Source organism: Corallococcus terminator, from assembly GCF_003611635.1.
Lineage (GTDB): Bacteria > Myxococcota > Myxococcia > Myxococcales > Myxococcaceae > Corallococcus > Corallococcus terminator.
This window is the reverse complement of the sequence record NZ_RAVZ01000195.1, coordinates 1-18,077: the sequence shown is the minus strand read 5'-3', so window position 1 is coordinate 18,077 and position 18,077 is coordinate 1. Positions and strand designations below refer to the sequence as shown.

The following is an 18,077-nucleotide window of genomic DNA, read 5'->3' as shown; positions in this document are numbered from 1 at the left end:
TCAGCCAGCCGTCCTCCGTCGACAACTCCCGCACCCGCTGCGCATGCCACGCCTGGGTGGCGGCGACGCAGGCAGAGGACGTCGTCGCCGCCACCCAGGCGTGGCATGCGCAGCGGGTGCGGGAGTTGTCGACGGAGGACGGCTGGCTGACGCTGGTGGGGCTCACCTGGCTGAAGGAGGGGGAGCAGACGGCGGGCTCCGCGCCCGACAGCGCGGTGCGCCTGCCCGCGTCGGTGCCGGCGAAGGCGGGCTCCTTCGTGCGTGAGGGCAGCACCGTGCGCTTCCAGCCGGCGGCGGGCGTGGTCTTCACGAAGGAGGGACAGCCCTTCACGGGGGGAGAGCTGAAGACAGACGAAAAGGGCGCGCCGGACGTGCTGCGATTGGGCAGCGTGAACTTCCAGGTCATCCAGCGGGGCGACAAGCTGGGCGTGCGGGTGAAGGACGCGGAGGCCCCGGCGCGCAAGCAGTTCCACGGCATCCCCACGTACGCGCCCAGCGCCGCGTGGAGGGTGGAGGCGCGGCTGGTGCCGGACGCAGCGTCACGCACCATCACCGTGCCCAACGTGCTGGGCACGCAGGATCAGCTTCCGTCGCCCGGAGCGCTCGTGTTCACCGTGGCGGGCAAGGAGTACCGCCTGCTGCCGGTGCAGGACGAGGGCTCGGATGAGCTGTTCATCATCTTCGGCGACAAGACGAACAGCGACGCCACCTACGGCGCCGGCCGCTTCCTCTCCGCGCCGCTGCCGGACCCGAGCGGGCGCGTCGTGCTGGACTTCAACCGCGCCTACAATCCGCCGTGCGCCTTCTCCGCCTTCGCCACCTGCCCGCTGCCTCCGCGTGGCAACCGTCTGGCATTGCGCGTGGAAGCCGGTGAGAAGCGCGCGGGCGACCACTGAAGCCCTGAAACGCCACCGCCCGCTTCCCGGCTGAAGGGAAACGGGCGGCGAAGGGCTTCGCGCCGGGGTGTCACTCAAACCTGGATGGTCTTCTCCAGCTCCGCCAGACGAAAGCGCGCCATCGCCAGGTTCGCGCTCGCGCGGTTCAGCGCGATGTAGAGGAACAGCCCGTCGCGCGTCGAGAGCGGACGGATGATGTGGTACTGCTCGCCGAGGGTGATGAGGATGTCCTCGATGCGGTCCTTGATGCCCAGCAACTGCATCGTCTTCATCTTGGCGCGCACCACCTCCGTGTTGCCCGCGGCCGCCGCCTCGATGTTGAACCCCGCGGAACCGGCGCTGCCCAGGGTCATGCCGCTCTTCGCATCGGCCAGACAGACCGCGAAGGCGCCGTCGATCTTGAGAGCTTCTTCCAGCGCCTGCTTCACGTTCGCCATTGCTTCTCTTTCCAATAGGAGGGGAGGGACCTGCGACTGCGGGACTTCCAACCGCGGTGCTTCGGAGGGCGGCTGCGCGGGGGACGCCAGCTCCTCCAACTTGAAGGTCATCTGACTGGAGTAGGAGCGCGGCTGCGGCACGAAGAGGGCCTGCACCTCCGTCAGCCCCAACAGCGCGTCCAACTGTCCGCCCAGGTGCTGGCACAACAGGTCGCGCAGCGTGTCGCGCTCCACCAGGCCCCAGGCCACCAGCGTCTCGCAGAAGTTGCCGCCGTTCTTGCGGCACTCCGACATCACCTGTTCGACGTCTTCCCGGCTCACCAGCCGCGCATCGATGAGCGCCGTGGAGAAGCTGCGCGCCCCGGGCCCCGTGAGGACCGTCCACGCCACCTTGCGCTCCACCACGAAGATGCGTCCGGAGACCGAGGTGGACTTCACCACCACCTCGCCCCCCGACTTGCTCTCCAGGGCCTCGTGCAGCACGGCCCGGACAACCTGTCGCGGCGGGGAGGTCACGGTTCGGGAAGCCAGGTTCATGAGGGGGGTCCGATGGCACCGCGCCGGAGCGCGTCCGAGTCGCTTCGGACCGAAGCATATACAGCAGAACTGAATAATGGCAATTCAGATGGAAATTCAGGGAACGATTGACTCCCCTGGGGTACGGGAAACCCACTAAAGATGTTTCCGTCCCCTCTCGCAAGACTGTTCTGGCGGAACAATCTCAGTTCAACGGAATGACAACCCTGCGGGTTGTATCCGGGTGCGTCATGGGGTGAGGGTTGGCGGGCTGACAATCCAAGTCCCGGGGTTGCCTGGGGAGGCGGGGCGTCAGACCCCCGGACGCCCTCCCGCCAGTGAACACTTCGAGGCCCCCGGGTCGCATGGCATCCCGAGGGCCTGGGTCGTGTCGTTCCCCTCCGTAGGAAGCCCGCGCCGGATCAATGCATGGGCGGCGCGCGGTCCACGTTGGACTCGGCGGCCTGGGCCGAGCCGATGCGCGGGGCGATGCCGCTCTTCACCTGGCGCAGCAGCGCGGCGCAGAAGGCGTCCAGGTCGTCCGGCTTGCGGGAGGTGATGAGGTTGCCGTCCTCCACCACCTCGCGGTCCACCCAGCGCGCGTTGGCGTTGATGAGGTCCGTCTTGATGGAGGGGAACGAGGTGACGGTGTGCCCGTCCGCGATGTCCGCCTCCACCAGCATCCACGGCCCGTGGCAGATGGCGGCGATGGGCTTGTCCGCCTTGAAGAAGGCGCTCACGAAGCCGACCATCTTGATGTCCATGCGCAGGTGGTCCGGGGAATAGCCGCCGGGAATCACCAGCGCGGCGAAGTCGGTGGCATTCAGGTCCTTCACCGCCTTCTCCGTGGTGATTTCCGTCCCCTTCTTTCCCTTGAGGACCTTGCCTGCCTCCACGCCGATGATGACGGCCTCGTGTCCCGCCTGTTTCACCTTGTCGAAGGGGACGCTGAACTCCGAGTCCTCGAAATCGTTGGCCACGATGAATGCGATGCGCGCCATGGAACCGCCTCCTGCTGGGCGAAGATGTTGCTGAACCCGCCCGAGCAAGGTGCCCACGACAAGGGCCAAGACAACGCCGCGCGGGGCTCCTTCCCCTCGGGTGGTGCGCCCGCCTGCCCCCCTTCCAGGTCCGTGGCGCGCGTTCACTGACGTTTTGGCGCATCCGCCCCGGGAGCACGGCGCCTCCGAGCGCCATGGCGGTGGCCAAGGCATGGCGTGGCCCCCTCCACGGCGAACTGGATGCGCGCCTCCCGCACGAGCTGGGAGGCGCGCATCAGGGACAGCGTGGGTTCAGTACACCACCACCGAGGCGTAGACACTGGTGCCGTTCGTGTAGGCCACCAGGGCGCCGCCGTTCGACGGGAGCGCCGCGACCGCTGGCGCGGCGCCCGGTCCCACCGTCCTGGCATCCGCGGCCAGAATCAGGGTGGCCCCCACGAGCATCCGGTCCAACTGGATGTCGCCCGTCCCCCGCTGGGAGGCGACGTAGCCGTTGCCGAGCGCGTCCGCGTCAATCGTCCGGAAGGAACCGGGGCCGACGTCCGTGGGGAGGCCCGGCACCTGGGTGCTCGTCCCCGGCGCGGACATGGGGATGACGTCCACGTTGTCGTCCCCAAAGGTGCCCGTGACGTAGATGAAGCCGTTGGAGCCCGTCCAGTCCGAGAAGAAGGCCCCCCCCGGCGGGGAGCTCAGCGGGCCGAAGAGGGTCCCCTGGTCGCTGCTGCGGCGGATGCGGAAGGAGGGGTCGTCGCTCACCGAGAAGACATCTCCGCTGATCTTGTCCACGAGGACGTCGAAGAAGGCATTGCTCTGGTCCACGTCCGTCACGCTGAAGTCGTTCGCGCCTCGCGCGAAGTTCCGGAGGACGCGCACCCCTGCGCTGCCCCGCGAGACGGAGATGTAGAGGGCGTCGCCCCTGGAATCCAGACTGACGGTGGGGTTGGCCGCCGCGCTGAGGGTTCGCGGCGCCTCCCAGCTCGCCCCCGCGTCGACGGTCCGGGTGAACAGCAGCACGCCCGGGCTCGCCGTAGCCGCGACGTAGGCGACCCCCGTGGGGCCGCCTTCAATCGCGACCTCCGCCGCGTTGGCGATTCCCAGGGGAGTGGGCCCCACCCAGGTGAGGCCACGGTCCACGCTCACGCTGACATGGACCGCGCCACCGCACTTCATGACGACGTAGAAGCGCCCCAGTGCATCCACCGCCGTCTTGCGCCCCGTGTTCGAGCTGGCCGTGGTGCAGTTCAGCGTCCCGCTGACGAGCGTGGGGGGCACATTCGAGAAGGCATCCAGTTGGCACGTGGCGTCGCAGCCATCCCCGGGGGTCGTGCCGCCATCGTCGCACTGCTCTCCCGTGATGCTGTCGACCAGGCCGTCGCCGCACATCTCCACGCCCTGGCAGTCCGCTCGGCAGCCGTCCCCCGCGACGCGGTTGCCGTCGTCACACACCTCACCCGAATCAACGGTGCCGTCTCCGCAGACAGGCGGCCCCCTGACGGTGATGCTGACCGTGGCGGTATTGGAGCTCAGCGCGCCGTCGCTGGCCGTGAAGGTGAACAGGTCCTCCCCCTGGAAGTCCGCGGCAGGCGTGTAGAGCAACTGGGCGCCCGTCCCGGACAGGGTTCCGTGAGCGGGAGGCGCTGTCACGGTGTACGTGAGCGCGTCCCCGTCCACGTCCGTGGCCGCCAACGTGATGGGCGTCGACGTGTTGTAGCTCACCGTCACCGCGGCGGAGGCCGCCACGGGCGCGTCATTGACCGGAGTCACCGTGACCGAGACGGTGGCCGTGGCCTGCTTCCTTCCGTCGGAGACCGTGACCTGGAAGGTGTCCTCTCCGGCGAAGTTCGCGTTCGGGGTGTACGTCACCGAGGCCCCCGAGAGCGTGAGCGTGCCATGGCCAGGCGTGGTGTAGGAGAAGTCGAGCGCGTCGCCATCCGGGTCCGTCGCGGGGATGGTGATGTCCACCGAGGTGTCCTCGGGGGTCGTCGCCTGGACGTCCTCGACCGTGGGCGCGGAGTTGTTGTCGCAGACGCTCGGCTGTCCTGTACAGGTGTAGCCCGGCTCCACTTCGCAGACGCTGTTGCAGCCGTCTCCAGAGAGCTGATTGCCGTCGTCACAGACTTCGAATCCGCCCAGCACCCCATCACCACAGAGGACCCGCAGCGACGTCTCCACCGCGTCCACCAGGTAGAGCGCGAGCACCGCGCCCCTCAGGCGCACGTAGCGATAGGGCACGTTCCCCGGGTACGTCGCCACCGCCACATGCGTCCCCAGGCCCAGCTCCACCAGGTGCAACGAGCTGGAGCCAACGAACGTCCCATCCGCCTTCAGGAAGTCCACCTGGGCCACCAGCGCCAATGACAGGCCCTGGTAGTAGACGCGCAGGTCGCCGGTGCCTTCCTCGCCCTGGCCCAGGTCCAGCACCAGCGCCGAGTTGAGCAAGCCCAGCAGTGTCGCGGCCTTCCCGTCCGGAGCGCCCAGCGCCGCGCTCGCGTTGAGCACCGTCGCCGTGGTGCCCGACGCCACCGCGTCCGCATACGGGTCCCACGTCGACAAGGCTTCCAGACGCTCCCGCGTCAACGCCCCGTCGTCCTCTTGCGACACCCCATCCTCCGGGGGACGGACCTTCTCCTCCAGGGACTCCACGCCACACGCCCCCAACGACAAGGCCAGCAACACGCCCAGCCCCCACGACCACGGCACACCAGGACGGCTTCGCATCGAGTGTCCCCTACCGAGGAGCAGGATGGAGTCCGGAATGGACGGTCCCCCCCATGGAATGAACGCCCCCCTTCTTGCTCCCGACAGCTCGGCACGCAACACATGGATGGCCAACGTCCTCAGGCCACCAGCCGATAAGAACTCGAGCACCATGGACACAACGTCCATGACATGCCTCCGCCTGCCTCCGCGAATCGACGGGGCCGTGACAGGCAAGGGCAGCGCACCGCCGATAGCGCCGGTGAGACCCATCGAGGAATCACGAGCGGTCGTCTAGATTCCCCCCATGCGCTCCCGACGCCTGCTGCTGTCCGCCCTCGTCGTGCTCACCACCTCCGCCACCGCCTGTCGCAAGAGCCAGGCGCAGGGCACCGCCTCCCCCGCGGACTGCATCCTGGTGGAGGACGGCTGGGGCCCGGACGGCACCGTCCCCGTCACGGTGGACGTGGTGGCTGAAGGCCTGGAGGTCCCCTGGGGCGTGGCCTTCCTCCCAGGCGGCGACGCGCTCCTCACCGAGCGACCGGGCCGGGTGCGCCTGCTGCGCGGCGGTACGCTTCAGCCCCAGCCCGTGGCCACGGTGCCCATCGCCGACAGCAGCGAGGGAGGCCTGCTGGGCATCGCCGCGCACCCGGACTTCGCGACGAACCGCCAGTTCTACCTGTACGTCACCACCGAAGCGGACGGGAAGGCGCAGAACCGGGTGGAGCGCTGGACGCTGTCACCGGAGGGCACGAGCGCCACCTTCGAGCGGGTCATCCTGGGCGGCATCCCGTCCGCGAAGTACCACGACGGTGGACGGCTGCGCTTCGGGCCGGACGGCATGTTGTACGTGGGCACCGGCGATTCGCGCGAGCCGGACCTGTCCCAGGACCCGGCGAGCACCGCGGGCAAATTGCTGCGGCTGACGCCCGAGGGCGCCATTCCCCAGGACAATCCCTTCGCGAACTCCCCCGCGTTCCTGTTGGGCGTGCGCAACACGCAAGGCTTTGACTGGAAGGACGCCACGACGCTGTACCTCACCGACCACGGGCCCAGCGGCGAGACGATGCGCCGCGCGCACGACGAGGTGAACGTGGTGAAGGCCGGCGACAACCTGGGCTGGCCCGGCATCTATTCGTGTGAGACGCAGTCCGGCCGCATCACCCCGTCGCTCACCTTCGACGACGCGATGCCCCCGGGCGGCGCCGCCGTGTACACCGGCACCGCGATCGCCGAGTGGAAGGACTCGCTGCTCGTGGGCACGCTGGGCTCCCGGCACCTGCACCGGGTGGTGTTCGACGCGCAGGCGCCAAACCGCGTGGCGAAGCACGAGGTCTACCTGCGCGACACGTACGGCCGCCTGCGCGACGTGTTGATGGGCCCCGACGGCCACCTGTACGTCACCACCAGCAACTGCGATGGCCGGGGCGACTGCGGCCCCAGGAAGGACCTGCTCCTGCGCATCCGGCGCTGAGCGCTCAGTTCACGCTTTCGGCGCTGTAGCGGGCCAGCAGGCCCGTGCGCACCGCGTAGCGGTAGACCCACTGGAAGCACAAGGCCGCCAGCACGATGTCCAGCACGGCCAGCCCCAGCCCCCAACCGAGCATGGCGACGGAGAACTCCCCTCCCGCCGCCAGCGTGCGCACGCCTTCAAAGACATACGAAGGAGGCAGCGCGCGGCCCACCCACTGCATCCACTCCGGCAGCGTGGCCAGGGGATAGAAGACGCCCACGAACGGGGACAGCAGGCTGGGGATGGGCCAGACGAACCACTCCGCCGCCGGCCCCAGCCGCAGCACCAGCGCGCTGCCGAGGATTCCCAGCGCCGTCCCGAACAGGAACAGGATGAGGATGAAGGGCACGAACATCACGCCGTAGGCCGCGAAGGACAGGCCGAACACCGTGCTGGACAGCAGGAGCATCACGAGCAGCCCGATGGCGCTGGTCACGATGCTCGTCAGCACCAGCCCGCTCACGTACTCCGCCAGGGTGAGCGGCGTGGCGAAGACGTTGAGGAAGTTGCGGGACCAGACGTCCTCGAAGAACCCCATGGTCAGGCCCTGCATCACCCGGGCGAAGAAGTCCCAGAGCAGCACCGCGCCCAGCAGCGCCGGCACGAAGTCATGGCCGTGCGCAGCCACGCTGTTGAGGTAGCGGGTCATGAAGCCCCACAGCACCATGTCCACAGCGACGAACGCGAAGAGCGGCACGACGCGCGCGAAGTTGCCCTTGTAGAGATAGAACTGACGCAGGGCGATGCCCGCGATGCGGCTGGCGTTCATGGGGCGGGAGGCCTTTCCAGGGCCAGGGGTTCGTTGGCCACGGCGATGAACAGCGCCTCCAGCGTGTCGTGGCCGTGCTCGCCGGGCAGCGTCTTCGGGTCGCCCTGGAGCAGCACCTTGCCGCGCGACATGAAGAGGACGCGGTCACAGACGGCCTCCACTTCGTACATGTTGTGCGACGTCCACAGCACGCCGCTGTCCCCCTGCCGGGCGAACGCGCGGATGCGGTCGCGGATGTCCACCGCCGTGGCGGGGTCCAGCGACGCGGTGGGTTCATCCAGGAGCAGCAGGCGCGGCTGGTTGAGCATGGCCTTCGCCAGCGACACGCGCGTCTGCTCGCCGGAGGACAGCACGCCGCATTTGGTGTCCCGGAAGCGCTGGAGGTCGTACTCCGTGAGCAGCGCTTCGATGCGCGCGGACAGGCCCTTCACGCCGTAGATGAGGCCGAAGACGCGCAGGTTCTGCGCCACGGTGAGGTTGCCGGGCAGGGGCGCGTAGACGGCGGCGAAGTTGGTGCGCTCCAGCGCCTGCACCCGGCGGGAGGCCAGGTCCACGCCTTCGATGTGGATGGTGCCGGAGGTGGGCTCCAGCACGCCCAGGAGCATGTTGATGGTGGTGCTCTTGCCCGCGCCGTTGGGCCCGAGCAGCCCCACAACCTCCCGGCGCCCTACCTCGAAGGTGATGCCGCCCACGGCCATGCGGTCGCCGTACGCCTTCCTCAGCGAGGAGACGGACAGCACTGGGGGAGAAGGGGTCATTGCCCGACCTGCTGTACCACGCGCCCGCCCTCCCGCCAGGGAGCACCGTCGCGTCAGGAGAGAGCAGGCGGGCAGGGCTCCGGGCACCCGCTGGAGGGGGCGTCAGGAAAAGGTTCGCGACGGTCGTGCACCCGCCGCGCGATTCTGGAAAACTCCGTTCTCCCCTGGCGCCTGCTGGAGTCGATGTGCTCCTGGAAGTCCCCATCCTCATTGGCCTGATGGTGGCGGCCATCGCACTCGCGATCGCCGCCAAACGGGCCAGCGTGCCCTACAACGTCGCACTTGTTCTGGGTGGCCTGATCATCTCGGTCGGCCACCTGCTCCCCGGAGTGCCACCGCTCAACCCCCAGGTGGTGTTCCTCATCTGTCTGCCTTTGCTGCTGTTCGAGGGTGGCATCACCGCCGACCTCAATGGCATCCGCGCCAACGCCATCCCCATTGGCCTGCTGTCCTCGCTGGGGATGGTCCTGGCGATTGGCGCCACCGGCGCCGCGCTGCACTTCATGCTGCACCTGGCGTGGGGACCCGCGCTGCTCCTGGGCTCCATCCTCGCCGTGACGGACACGGTGTCCATCCTCTACGCGTTCCGCCGCGCGCCCGTGCCAGGGAGGCTGGCGGGCATCATCCAGGGCGAGAGCCTCTTCAACGACGGCACCGCGCTGGTGGCCTACACGGCCATCGCGGCGGTGGTGGTCGGAGGGCAGGCGCCCACGCTGGGTTCGATTGGCGGGCACATGCTGCTCGCGTCCGTGGGCGGCGCGGCGGTGGGACTGGCCATGGGCCTGCTGGGCGGGTTCATCATCCGGCGCGCGGAGGATCCGCTCGCGGAGATCATGGTGACGACGGCCGTGGCGCTGGCGTCCTATGTGCTGGCCGAAGAGGTGCACCTGTCGGGCGCCATCTCCGCGGTGGTGGCGGGGCTCGCGGTGGGCGTGACGCTCAGGCGCGAGGTGCCGCCGCAGAGCCAGGTGGCCATCCACTCCTTCTGGGAGTACGCCACCTTCGGCGTGAACACATTCCTGTTCCTCTCCGTGGGCCTGGACACGCGGCCGGAGGCGCTCCAGGGACACCTGCCGGGCGTGGGCCTCGCGGTGGTGGCGGTGGTGCTGGGGCGCGCGGTGGCCATCTACCTGCCCTTCCTGCTGCTGAAGCTGTTCAAGCCCGCGGAGTCCATTCCGCTGCGCTGGCAGCACGTGTTCCTGGTGGGCAACATCAAGGGCGCGCTGTCCATCGGTCTGGCGCTGGGCCTCCCGGAGAACACGCCCGCGCGCGAGCAGTTGGTGGCCATCGCCTTCGGCGTGACGCTGGTGTCCATGGTGGGCCAGGGGCTGGCGCTCACGGGCGCGCTCAAGTGGCTGGGGTTGTTCCAGCAGGACGCGGTGGCGCTGGAGATGGCGGGGCAGCGGGGCAAGCTCATCGCCAGCCGCGCGGCGCATGTGGAGTTGGATGCGTTGCACACACAGGGCCTGCTGCCGCGCGCGGCCTATGAGCATTTGCGCAGCGAGTACCAGGTGAACATCGCCCGGGCGGAGCGGGAGCTGCGGCGCATCAGCGCGCAGCACCTGGCGGAAGGGGCGAAGGACCTGCTGAGCATGCGGCGGCGGCTCATCGACGCGGAGCGCACGGCGTTGCAGGGAGCCCGGCGCAACGGGCTGATTCCGGAGGCGACGGCGGAGGAGATGCTGGCGCACCTGGATGCGCGGATGTTGGACCTGGAGAAGGTGTTGCACGGCGGCAGCGCGAGCAAGGACAGCAAGGAGCACGGAGCGACATGAAGATCGTCATCGCGGGGGGAGGACGGGTGGGCGGCGCGCTGGCGGCGCGGCTCGTGTCGGAGCAGCACACGGTGACGGTCATCGAACGCGATGCTGCCATCTGCGCGCGCCTCTTCGAGGAGGTGGGCGTGGTGACGGTGTGTGGCGATGCCACGAATCCGCGCGTGCTGGAGGCGGCGGGCATCAGCACGGCGGACGTGGCGGCGGCGGTGCTGGCGCACGACCCGGCGAACCTGGCGTTCACCATGTTGGTGCGTGCCGTCTCCAGCGCGCGCCTGATGGTGCGGATGCTGGACACGAACTACCGCGAAGCCTACCGGCTGGCGGGCGTGAAGGAGCTGGTGGCCGAGGCGGACGTGGTGGTGGCGAAGATGACCACCGCCATCGACTTCCCGCAGGTGTCCGGTTCGCTGCCGCTCACCAACAGCGACGCGCTCCTGTTCGAGCTGACCATTCCGTCGCGCGCCCGGGTGGCGGGGCAGACGGTGGCGCAGGTGCGCTCCACGGAAGGCTTCCCTCGCGAGTGCATCTTCATCGCGATGGTGGACCCGCAGGGCCACACGGCGCTTCCGGAGGGCAACACGCAGCTTCGCGCCGGGTCCACCGTCATCATGGTCGCGCGGCGCGCGCATGTGGCGACGGCGGTGGAGTTCCTCACGTCGGAGCCGCCGCTGGGCGCGGGGCTGGCTTCGTCGCTGGCCCAGACGCTGCGCAAGCTGGACTTCCTGTCGCCCCTGAGTGACGACGAACTGGAGAACGTGGCGCGCGGCGCGGAGCTGCTCCAGAAGCCCGCGGGCACGGAGTTGTTCCGCCAGGGCGACCCGGGGGAGACCTTCTACGTGGTCATCTCCGGCGAGGTGGCGATGAAGGACGGCTCTCGGCAGACGGTGGCCACGGTGAAGCAGGGTGGCTTCTTCGGAGAGCTGGCGCTGCTCACCGGCGAGCCTCGCAACGCCACCGCCGTCACCACCACGCCGTGCGAACTGGCGGCGGTGGGCCGCGACGACTTCCGGGGCGTGATGATGGCCAACCCCGCCGTCGCGCTGGAGATGAGCCGCATCCTGGGTCAGCGCCTGTCACGGCTGGGCGGACAGGCCTTGAACAAGCGGCGCGGGTTTTTCGGACGCTGAAGACAGACACCTCGCGGAGGCCGTTCCCATGACGACGAAGCACACCGCGCTGGTGCTGGGCGCCACTGGCATCATCGGCCGCAACCTCATCACGCACCTGGACACCCGGCCGGACTGGACCGTGAAGGCCGTGGCGCGCGGAGCCCCGGACTTCGCCACGCGCGCGGAGGTGCGATCGCTGGACCTGCTGTCGCCGGACTCGTTCGCGGGCGCGGCGGAGTGGCTCAAGGACGTCACCCACGTCTTCTTCGCCGCCTACCAGGAGCGCCCGGACGCCGCGGAGCTGAGCCGCGTCAACGTCGCCCTCCTGCGCAACACCGTGGAGGCCCTGGAGAAGCACGCTCCGGGCTTCCGCCATGTGTCCTTCATCCAGGGTGGCAAGGCGTACGGCGCGCAGTTCGGCCTCTACAAGACGCCCGCGAAGGAGACCGACCCGCGCCACTTCCCGCCCAACTTCTATTACGACCAGGAGGACTACCTGCGCGACGCCTCCAAGGGCCGGCGCTGGACCTGGACCGCCCTGCGGCCCGACATGATGATGGGCCTCGCCGTGGGCAACCCCATGAACCTGGGCAACCTCATCGGCGTGTATGCGTCGCTGTGCAAGGCGTTGCGCGTGCCGCTGCGCTTCCCCTCCACCCCGCGCGCCTATTCCATCCTCGCCAACGTGACGGATGCCACGGTGCTGGCCAAGGCCATGGAGTGGGCCGCGCTCAACGAGGCGTGCGCGGGCGAAATCTTCAACATCACCAACGGAGACGTCTTCCGTTGGAGCCAGGTCTTCCCGCGCATCGCGGACGCGTTCGGCATCGAGTGCGCCGACCCGCAGCCCTTCTCCCTCACCGAGGCGATGAAGGACAAAGCCCCCGTCTGGGAAGCGCTCACGCAGCGCCACGGCCTGCACCCGCACGGGCTGAAGAAGCTGGCCAACTGGGCCTTTGGCGACTTCATCTTCCACGTGGAGAACGACGCGTTCTTCGACGTGAACAAGGCCCGCCGCTTCGGCTTCCAGGAGATGCACCTGGACAGCACGCAGGCCATGGTCGCGCTGATGCGTCAGCTCCAGGCGGAGAAGCTCATCCCCGCCTGAAGCCCGCCCGCGTCACGGGCTGACGAGGACGACCCGGGGCCCATCCCCGGGACTGCCCGAGTCCACGGAGATGTAGTGCGGCACGTCCCGCGGAACCGGCTTATCGGAGCGGAGCACCAGCGTCGCCCCTTCGACGGGAGCCAGCTTGGTGCATTCGCTCGCGCCCGTGGTGGCGGCGGGCCTGTCCACGGTACCGTCCTGGGGGTCGCCCACGGGGCTGCCCGGGAACCAGGCGGCATCCGCGCATTGCGACCACCCCTCCTCCTCGTCGTCACACCCGTCCAGCTCCGAGCCGTCGACGGGCAGACAGGTGAAGACCACCGTCACGGTGACATGATCATCCGCGTCCCGAACCGCGGTGGCGGCCCGCACTCCCACGACATCGAAGTCCGGACCGCACGCGGACAGCAACCCACTGAAGGCCAGGGCGATAAGAGTCTTGTGCATGGTCATCTCCAGGGGTGTCAGGGATTGGCGAGGATGATGGCCGTCGCCAGCGGATCCGCACGGACGAGGACTCGCAGGCTGGGGTCGACCGCCATCGCGTCAGGCGACGTGAGCGTCAGTTGCGTGCCTCGGATGGTGGGAACCTCCTGGCACTGCTCCACTGTCGTCAGGGGACTGGCGAAGAGGGTGTCGTCGGCCGCGTACCAGCGCGCGGAAACACAGACGCGGTCGCCATCCGCGTCGCACCGGCCGTCCGCCCTGCCCATGCCGTAGACCAGGTCGCAGGACAGGGTGACCGCGACGGACACGCGGTCATCCTCGAGCCGCGAGGCCGTGGCCTCCAGCACTCCGGCGACCTCGATGCCGTGTTCACAGCCAGCGGTCGTGAGCACCAACAGCATCAACAGGATGGGACGGGACCAGGGTCGCACGCGGGTTCCTCCTCGCAAGGGATGGGACCCGCTCGCCTTAGCAACGCCTGTGCCCATGGGCAGACAGAAGCCTGCCCCGAGGGAGGACCGCGTGTGCACTGACACGCGTGTCCCGATTCCAGCACAGCGGACGCCCCTCAATCCTGACAGGGCTGTCCTGCTTTGCCCTACGTGGCCTGCTTGAGGCGACCGCACACGGCGGAGGCCACCAGGAAGCCCTTGCTGAAGGTGCTCCGGAAGCCGTTGTAGAGCGTCGTCACGCCGGGCACGTTGGCGATCATGTCCGCGAAGCTCCACATCTCCTCGTGCGCGTGGATGAGCGGCAGCGCTTCGCCGCCGTCCTCGCCGCGCTGGAGCGTGAAGTCGAACACCAGGATGGTGCGCAGGGGATAGGTGTAGAGCCAGGCGAACTGCTTGAGGTTCATCACCCCGTCCACCATGGCCCGGCCGCTCTTCCCATCCGGCTCCAACTGGATGTTGAGCTGGTAGATGTCGAAGTCGAAGCGGAACATGCAATGGAAGCCCGCCGCGCCCTTGCGGTACGTCTCCTTGCCGCCCCCCTTCTGCCAGGGGTCCGTGAAGGTGACGTCCTCGGCAATCATTGGCATCAGCTCTTCGTCCAGGACCCTCGCGGGGATGGTCGTGTCGTAGAGCAGACGCGTGACGTCCCGGAAGCGCGCCTCCAACTGCTCAATCAATGCCTGCTCTGCCTTGCGCATACGTCCCCCTGCCCGTCCCGGGCCGTGGCCGAGAAGGTAGGCACGGGGGTAGGCCCGGGGAAGACGGGGTGCGTCAGCCGCCCAGTTCGGTCAACAACTGCGCCGCCTGGTTCTTCACGAGTTCGTCGTCGCCCAACGACTGGGCCTGCTTCGCGTGGCGGGTGGCCTCCGCCCGGTCGAACGGCTGGGTGGCGCGCGCCAGGTTCAGGTGCGTGAGCGCGTCCTGGGGGTTCGCGGCCAACACCCGCTCCAGCAGCACGCGGGCCCGCGCGTGGTCCTGGTCCCCCATCAGCAGGCGCACCAGGTCGTTGGTGGGGCCGGGCTCGTTCGGGGCCGCCACCACCGTCTCCTCCAACAGCCGCCGCGCGTCCGCACGCTCGCCCAGCGCCTCGTGCGCCTGCGCCAGCGAGTGACGCACATCCCACTGGTGGGGCGCGCGCCGGAGCGCGTCCTGGAAGAGGCCCTTCGCCTCCGCCAGCTCGCCCGCCAGCATCGACGACAGGCCCTGGAGGTGGATGTACTGGATGCGCTCCGGCTCGATCTGGCGCAGCTCCAGGATGGTGCGCCGCGCGGACTCCTGGCTGTTGGCCAGCAGGTACAGCCGGAAGAGGTCCTGCAACACGGCGAGCCGCGTCTTGCCCTGCGCGTGCTCCAGCGCCTGCACGCCCGCGGAGATGGCCGGGCCCACCGAGCCGTTGGACGCGTGCGCGCGCGACAGCATCAGGAACGGCAGGGCTTCCTGGGGCGCCAGCGCCGCGGCCTGCTGGAAGTGCTGCACCGCCCCCTGCGTGTCCTTGCGCTGCACCGCGATGCGGCCCAGCTCGAAGTGCGGATAGACACTCTGCGGGGCCACCACCTGCGCGGCCTCGAAGGCGGCCTTCGCGCCGTCCAGGTCGCCGCGCTCGGCCAGGAGCGTGCCCAGGTTGAAGCGCTCGAAGTAGCCGGCGGTGGGCGCGGCGGCCAGCGCCTTGAGCGTCACCAGCGCCACGGGGTCCCCGGCCTGCGCCTTGAGCATCGCCAGGTGGGCCTGGGCCTCGGTGTTGTCCGGCTGCACCTGCAACAGGCGCGTCACGGCCCCTTCGGCCTCCTTGGCGGCCCCGGTGCTCAGGTGGGTGCGCACCAATCCCATCAGACAGTCCACGTCCTTCGGGTCGATGGAGAGCCCCTTCTGGAAGCTCTTCACCGCCTCCCCGGGCTGGCCCTGCTGAAGGAACTGACCACCCTCTTGTGCGTACCTGGATGCCATGTCCCCTACCTACCACGAGCCTCCGGAAAGCCAGCTTCCCCGCCTGCCTCGAAGCGGTGTCACGGATGTTTCACGGCCCCCTCACCGGCGCAGCGCCGCCAGGGCCACACCCGGGACCTTCCACCACGAGGGGGACTGCTCGAAATCCACCAGCCGGCGGCCCAGGTCCGCCATGCCCTGGTGTCCCGGCACCCAGGGGGGCGCGGGCAGGGACGTGAGCGGGGCGCGCAGCACGGCCTTTTCGATGGACTCCAGCATGAACGTGTTGTGCACCCAGCCCTGCCCGCTCTGGATGTCCTTCAGCGACGAGGACGGATGGCCGCCCCAGGGCAGGCTGCCCAGCGCGTAGGCCGCGCCCGGCCAGGTGTTGAGGGCCACCGTGCCGTACCGCAGGTCGCGCACCGCCTTCTCCACCGCGGCCTTCACCTTCGGATCCTTGAGGGACTTCGGGTGGACGATGAGCGTCGCGTTGAGGGTGCCCCACACCGTGTCGTTGAGGAACGCCACCGCCGCCTCCAGGAACGCCACCGGCTCCTCCGACCCCGGCAGGCCCGTCTCCGACAGCACCGTGCACCAGGGCTCCTGGCGGAAGACGCGGTCCTGCGTCTTGGCGGGGTCCACGTCCGGCAGCAGCGCGTACGCGAGGTCGCCTTCACCCGGAGTGCCCACGAGCCGCACATTGGGGCGCCCTTGCGTGAACTGGCGCCAGCGCTCGTCCGCGCCCGGGTAGTAGGCGCGGCGCACGGGGGCGTGGGTGAGGCTTGCCTGGATGCGGTCCACGAAGGCGTTGCGCCGGTTCCAGTCCTTCGGTTGCACCAGCAGCTTCGCCGCGTTGCAGTTGAAGGACGCGTTGTTGGCGACCATGCCGGCGATGTCGTCCGCCTGGAAGCGCAGCTCGCCATCCGAGTACGGGCCCGGCACCACCACCACCGGGGACACGTTGCCCAGTTCGCTGGACACGTGCTTGGAAAGCAGCGGTTCGTTCTTCTGCCGGCGCGCGTCGGACTCCGGACCGGGCGGGCCCCACACGAGCGCGTCGTGGGTGCGGTCGCTGCCGGTGATGTGCACCTCGTCCACCGCGTCGTGTTGCACGAGCTGCGCGCCTTCTTCCGCGCCGCCGTACACGATGGCCAGCGCGTCCCGCGCGACGAGCGGCGCGAAGGCCTGCTCCAGGAAGGGGCCCAGGTACGCGTTGACGGGGTTCATCTTGAGCACGCAGACGGTGCCTTCGACGAAGAGCTTGTAGAGGCAGTCCAGCGGCGGGATGGAGTTGACGTTGCCGCCGCCCAGCACCGCGCACACGCGGCCCTTGTGGGGCTTGCGGTAGAAGGACGCCTGGTGTTCGCGCAGGTTGTCGGCGGTGACGCCGGGCTGGAAGTAGACCTCCGCCACGTTGCCGGGCAGCAGCATTCCCTCCAGCCTGTCCCGGGGGAACACCCTCGCGGCGAGCCGCCCGTCCTCCAGCGTGCGCAGGTGCGTGCGGGGGATGACGGGCACGCCGTGCTTCTGGATGTCGCGCAGCGAGTCCGCCAGCAGGCGCAGGCTGCGCACCACCACCATGGGCCCGGCGAGCCACTCCTCTCCCGCGAGGGGCCCGCCGGGGTCGATGCCCTTGGCCTCGCAGGCCGCGCGCACGCTCGGCTCCGCGATGGCGACGTACGCGCGGCGCAGGTCCTCCAGGAGCTTGATCCGCTCCGTGAGGGCGAGTTTCGCCCACGCGCCCGAGCCCTCGCGGACCCGGCGCACCAGGATGTCGATGGTGGTGCGAGACGTGTGCTGCGGGACGGCGGCGGACATGGCGACCTCCGGGACGGGCTTCGCACTTCAGGGTCCCGGTATAGGGAAGCCCGCGTGCGCCGTCACCGTGGGGGCCGCGCCCTCCGTCCTCAGGTGGGCAGAGGCTCGGCCAGTCCCTTGCGGATGGCCTCGTCGACGACGTTCATGAGCTTCTTGAACTGCTCGTGATGACGGCCTGCCTGCTCCTCGGCCAGCTTCGCCTGCTGTTCGCCGAGCTTCGCCTGCTCCTGGCCGAGCTTCGCCTGCTCCTCCCCCAGGGCTTCCATCTTCCCGCTGAGGTCTTCCTGCTGCTTGTCGATGGCTTCACGCTCGCGGTCGAGGTCCGCCTCGCGCTTGTCGAGTGCCTCCTCCTGGCGGTCGCGTTCGGCGTCGTCGCGTTCGGTGTCGTTGCGCCGGGCGACGGCGATCCGGGCGCGCTCCACGCCGATGTCCGCGTGCTTGAGCGCGAGCGCGGCGTGCTTCGAGGCCAGTTGCGTCTGGGGATAGGCGAGCTCCGCCTGCTTCTGTCCCAGCGCGGCCTGCTTCTGGCCGAGGGCCGCCTGCTGCTGGCCCAGCGCGCCCTGCGCATCACCGAGCTTCCCGGCGTCCTCCATCAGCTTGCGCACCTGTTCGAGCGTCTGCGGGTCGCGGATCAGGAAGGGCTTGTCGGCGCGGCGCACGAAGATGATGTCCTTGCCCTTCTGCTTGAAGGTGCGCGCCAGGTGCACGTCGTCCGAGGAGCCGGAGATCATCGTCCGACCGTCGGAGAGGTACGCGAAGGTGTCTCCGTCCTCCATGTCCGGAGGGCTGGGAGGACGCGGCGGCGCGGGCGGCACCGGCGCCGCCGCGAGCCGGGGCATTGCGGGCAGCGCGGGC

15 protein-coding genes and 1 pseudogene are annotated in these 18,077 nt (G+C 69.3%); 5 read left to right on the top strand and 11 right to left on the bottom strand.

Annotated elements, in window-relative coordinates:
• The first annotated feature begins 56 nt into the window (after positions 1 to 56).
• Positions 57 to 896 carry a DUF1684 domain-containing protein gene (locus D7V88_RS25335; protein WP_372241119.1) on the top strand — a complete coding sequence of 280 codons (840 nt, stop codon included), beginning with the start codon at positions 57 to 59 and terminating at the stop codon, positions 894 to 896.
• Positions 897 to 970: 74 nt separating this feature from the next.
• Here the strand turns inward: D7V88_RS25335 and D7V88_RS44675 are convergent, their stop codons facing one another.
• The 3 genes from D7V88_RS44675 to D7V88_RS25320 all read right to left on the bottom strand — a co-directional run bounded on the left by D7V88_RS44675 (position 971) and on the right by D7V88_RS25320 (position 5,568).
• Positions 971 to 1,816, bottom strand: coding sequence for a hypothetical protein (locus D7V88_RS44675; RefSeq protein WP_244238385.1), 846 nt, complete (start codon positions 1,814 to 1,816; stop codon positions 971 to 973).
• A gap of 455 nt (positions 1,817 to 2,271) precedes the next feature.
• Entirely contained in the window at positions 2,272 to 2,850 is a 579-nt protein-coding gene (locus D7V88_RS25325) for a type 1 glutamine amidotransferase domain-containing protein (protein ID WP_120543222.1), read from the bottom strand.
• 291 nt (positions 2,851 to 3,141) lie between these two features.
• A complete protein-coding gene (locus D7V88_RS25320; protein ID WP_244238384.1) occupies positions 3,142 to 5,568 on the bottom strand; it encodes an Ig-like domain-containing protein in 2,427 nt (808 codons plus the stop codon).
• Positions 5,569 to 5,854: 286 nt separating this feature from the next.
• Between D7V88_RS25320 and D7V88_RS25315 the strand changes: the two genes are divergently transcribed.
• Entirely contained in the window at positions 5,855 to 7,021 is a 1,167-nt protein-coding gene (locus tag D7V88_RS25315; protein WP_120543220.1) for a PQQ-dependent sugar dehydrogenase, read from the top strand.
• A gap of 4 nt (positions 7,022 to 7,025) precedes the next feature.
• Here the strand turns inward: D7V88_RS25315 and D7V88_RS25310 are convergent, their stop codons facing one another.
• Positions 7,026 to 7,829 carry an ABC transporter permease gene (locus D7V88_RS25310; RefSeq protein WP_120543219.1) on the bottom strand — a complete coding sequence of 268 codons (804 nt, stop codon included), beginning with the start codon at positions 7,827 to 7,829 and terminating at the stop codon, positions 7,026 to 7,028.
• Positions 7,826 to 8,587, bottom strand: a complete 762-nt coding sequence (locus D7V88_RS25305) for an ABC transporter ATP-binding protein (RefSeq protein WP_120543218.1) — start codon at positions 8,585 to 8,587, stop codon at positions 7,826 to 7,828. The genes D7V88_RS25310 and D7V88_RS25305 overlap by 4 nt, the downstream gene beginning before the upstream one ends.
• A gap of 185 nt (positions 8,588 to 8,772) precedes the next feature.
• On the opposite strand from D7V88_RS25305, the gene D7V88_RS25300 reads away from it, so the two are divergent.
• The 3 genes from D7V88_RS25300 to D7V88_RS25290 are packed head-to-tail and all read left to right on the top strand — an operon-like array spanning position 8,773 to position 12,582.
• Positions 8,773 to 10,362 (top strand): cation:proton antiporter, encoded by a 1,590-nt coding sequence (locus tag D7V88_RS25300; protein WP_120543217.1) that lies wholly within the window; start codon positions 8,773 to 8,775, stop codon positions 10,360 to 10,362.
• Entirely contained in the window at positions 10,359 to 11,492 is a 1,134-nt protein-coding gene (locus tag D7V88_RS25295; RefSeq protein WP_120543216.1) for a cyclic nucleotide-binding domain-containing protein, read from the top strand. The genes D7V88_RS25300 and D7V88_RS25295 overlap by 4 nt, the downstream gene beginning before the upstream one ends.
• A 28-nt stretch (positions 11,493 to 11,520) precedes the next feature.
• Positions 11,521 to 12,582 carry an SDR family oxidoreductase gene (locus D7V88_RS25290; protein ID WP_120543215.1) on the top strand — a complete coding sequence of 354 codons (1,062 nt, stop codon included), beginning with the start codon at positions 11,521 to 11,523 and terminating at the stop codon, positions 12,580 to 12,582.
• 12 nt (positions 12,583 to 12,594) lie between these two features.
• Here the strand turns inward: D7V88_RS25290 and D7V88_RS25285 are convergent, their stop codons facing one another.
• The 6 genes and pseudogenes from D7V88_RS25285 to D7V88_RS43125 form a co-directional block, all read right to left on the bottom strand.
• Positions 12,595 to 13,029, bottom strand: a complete 435-nt coding sequence (locus D7V88_RS25285; RefSeq protein WP_147448862.1) for a hypothetical protein — start codon at positions 13,027 to 13,029, stop codon at positions 12,595 to 12,597.
• A 17-nt stretch (positions 13,030 to 13,046) separates the two neighbouring features.
• Complete coding sequence (locus D7V88_RS25280; protein WP_120543213.1) at positions 13,047 to 13,460, bottom strand: hypothetical protein; 414 nt, start codon at positions 13,458 to 13,460, stop codon at positions 13,047 to 13,049.
• 167 nt (positions 13,461 to 13,627) lie between these two features.
• Positions 13,628 to 14,179 (bottom strand): hypothetical protein, encoded by a 552-nt coding sequence (locus tag D7V88_RS25275; protein WP_120543212.1) that lies wholly within the window; start codon positions 14,177 to 14,179, stop codon positions 13,628 to 13,630.
• 73 nt (positions 14,180 to 14,252) lie between these two features.
• A complete protein-coding gene (locus D7V88_RS25270) occupies positions 14,253 to 15,425 on the bottom strand; it encodes a tetratricopeptide repeat protein (RefSeq protein WP_120543211.1) in 1,173 nt (390 codons plus the stop codon).
• A gap of 81 nt (positions 15,426 to 15,506) precedes the next feature.
• Complete coding sequence (locus D7V88_RS25265) at positions 15,507 to 17,222, bottom strand: aldehyde dehydrogenase family protein (protein ID WP_120543210.1); 1,716 nt, start codon at positions 17,220 to 17,222, stop codon at positions 15,507 to 15,509.
• Between the two features lie 89 nt (positions 17,223 to 17,311).
• Positions 17,312 to 18,077, bottom strand: a pseudogene (locus tag D7V88_RS43125) (M56 family metallopeptidase); the annotation flags it as partial.

What these genes read in the sequence shown, in the direction of transcription:
- D7V88_RS25325 (WP_120543222.1), bottom strand. Translation starts at nt 2,850, where the DNA reads ATGGCGCGCATCGCATTCATCGTGGCCAACGATTTCGAGGACTCGGAG.
- D7V88_RS25320 (WP_244238384.1), bottom strand. Translation starts at nt 5,568, where the DNA reads ATGCGAAGCCGTCCTGGTGTGCCGTGGTCGTGGGGGCTGGGCGTGTTG.
- D7V88_RS25315 (WP_120543220.1), top strand. Translation starts at nt 5,855, where the DNA reads ATGCGCTCCCGACGCCTGCTGCTGTCCGCCCTCGTCGTGCTCACCACC.
- D7V88_RS25310 (WP_120543219.1), bottom strand. Translation starts at nt 7,829, where the DNA reads ATGAACGCCAGCCGCATCGCGGGCATCGCCCTGCGTCAGTTCTATCTC.
- D7V88_RS25305 (WP_120543218.1), bottom strand. Translation starts at nt 8,587, where the DNA reads ATGACCCCTTCTCCCCCAGTGCTGTCCGTCTCCTCGCTGAGGAAGGCG.
- D7V88_RS25295 (WP_120543216.1), top strand. Translation starts at nt 10,359, where the DNA reads ATGAAGATCGTCATCGCGGGGGGAGGACGGGTGGGCGGCGCGCTGGCG.
- D7V88_RS25290 (WP_120543215.1), top strand. Translation starts at nt 11,521, where the DNA reads ATGACGACGAAGCACACCGCGCTGGTGCTGGGCGCCACTGGCATCATC.
- D7V88_RS25285 (WP_147448862.1), bottom strand. Translation starts at nt 13,029, where the DNA reads ATGCACAAGACTCTTATCGCCCTGGCCTTCAGTGGGTTGCTGTCCGCG.
- D7V88_RS25275 (WP_120543212.1), bottom strand. Translation starts at nt 14,179, where the DNA reads ATGCGCAAGGCAGAGCAGGCATTGATTGAGCAGTTGGAGGCGCGCTTC.
- D7V88_RS25270 (WP_120543211.1), bottom strand. Translation starts at nt 15,425, where the DNA reads ATGGCATCCAGGTACGCACAAGAGGGTGGTCAGTTCCTTCAGCAGGGC.
- D7V88_RS25265 (WP_120543210.1), bottom strand. Translation starts at nt 17,222, where the DNA reads ATGTCCGCCGCCGTCCCGCAGCACACGTCTCGCACCACCATCGACATC.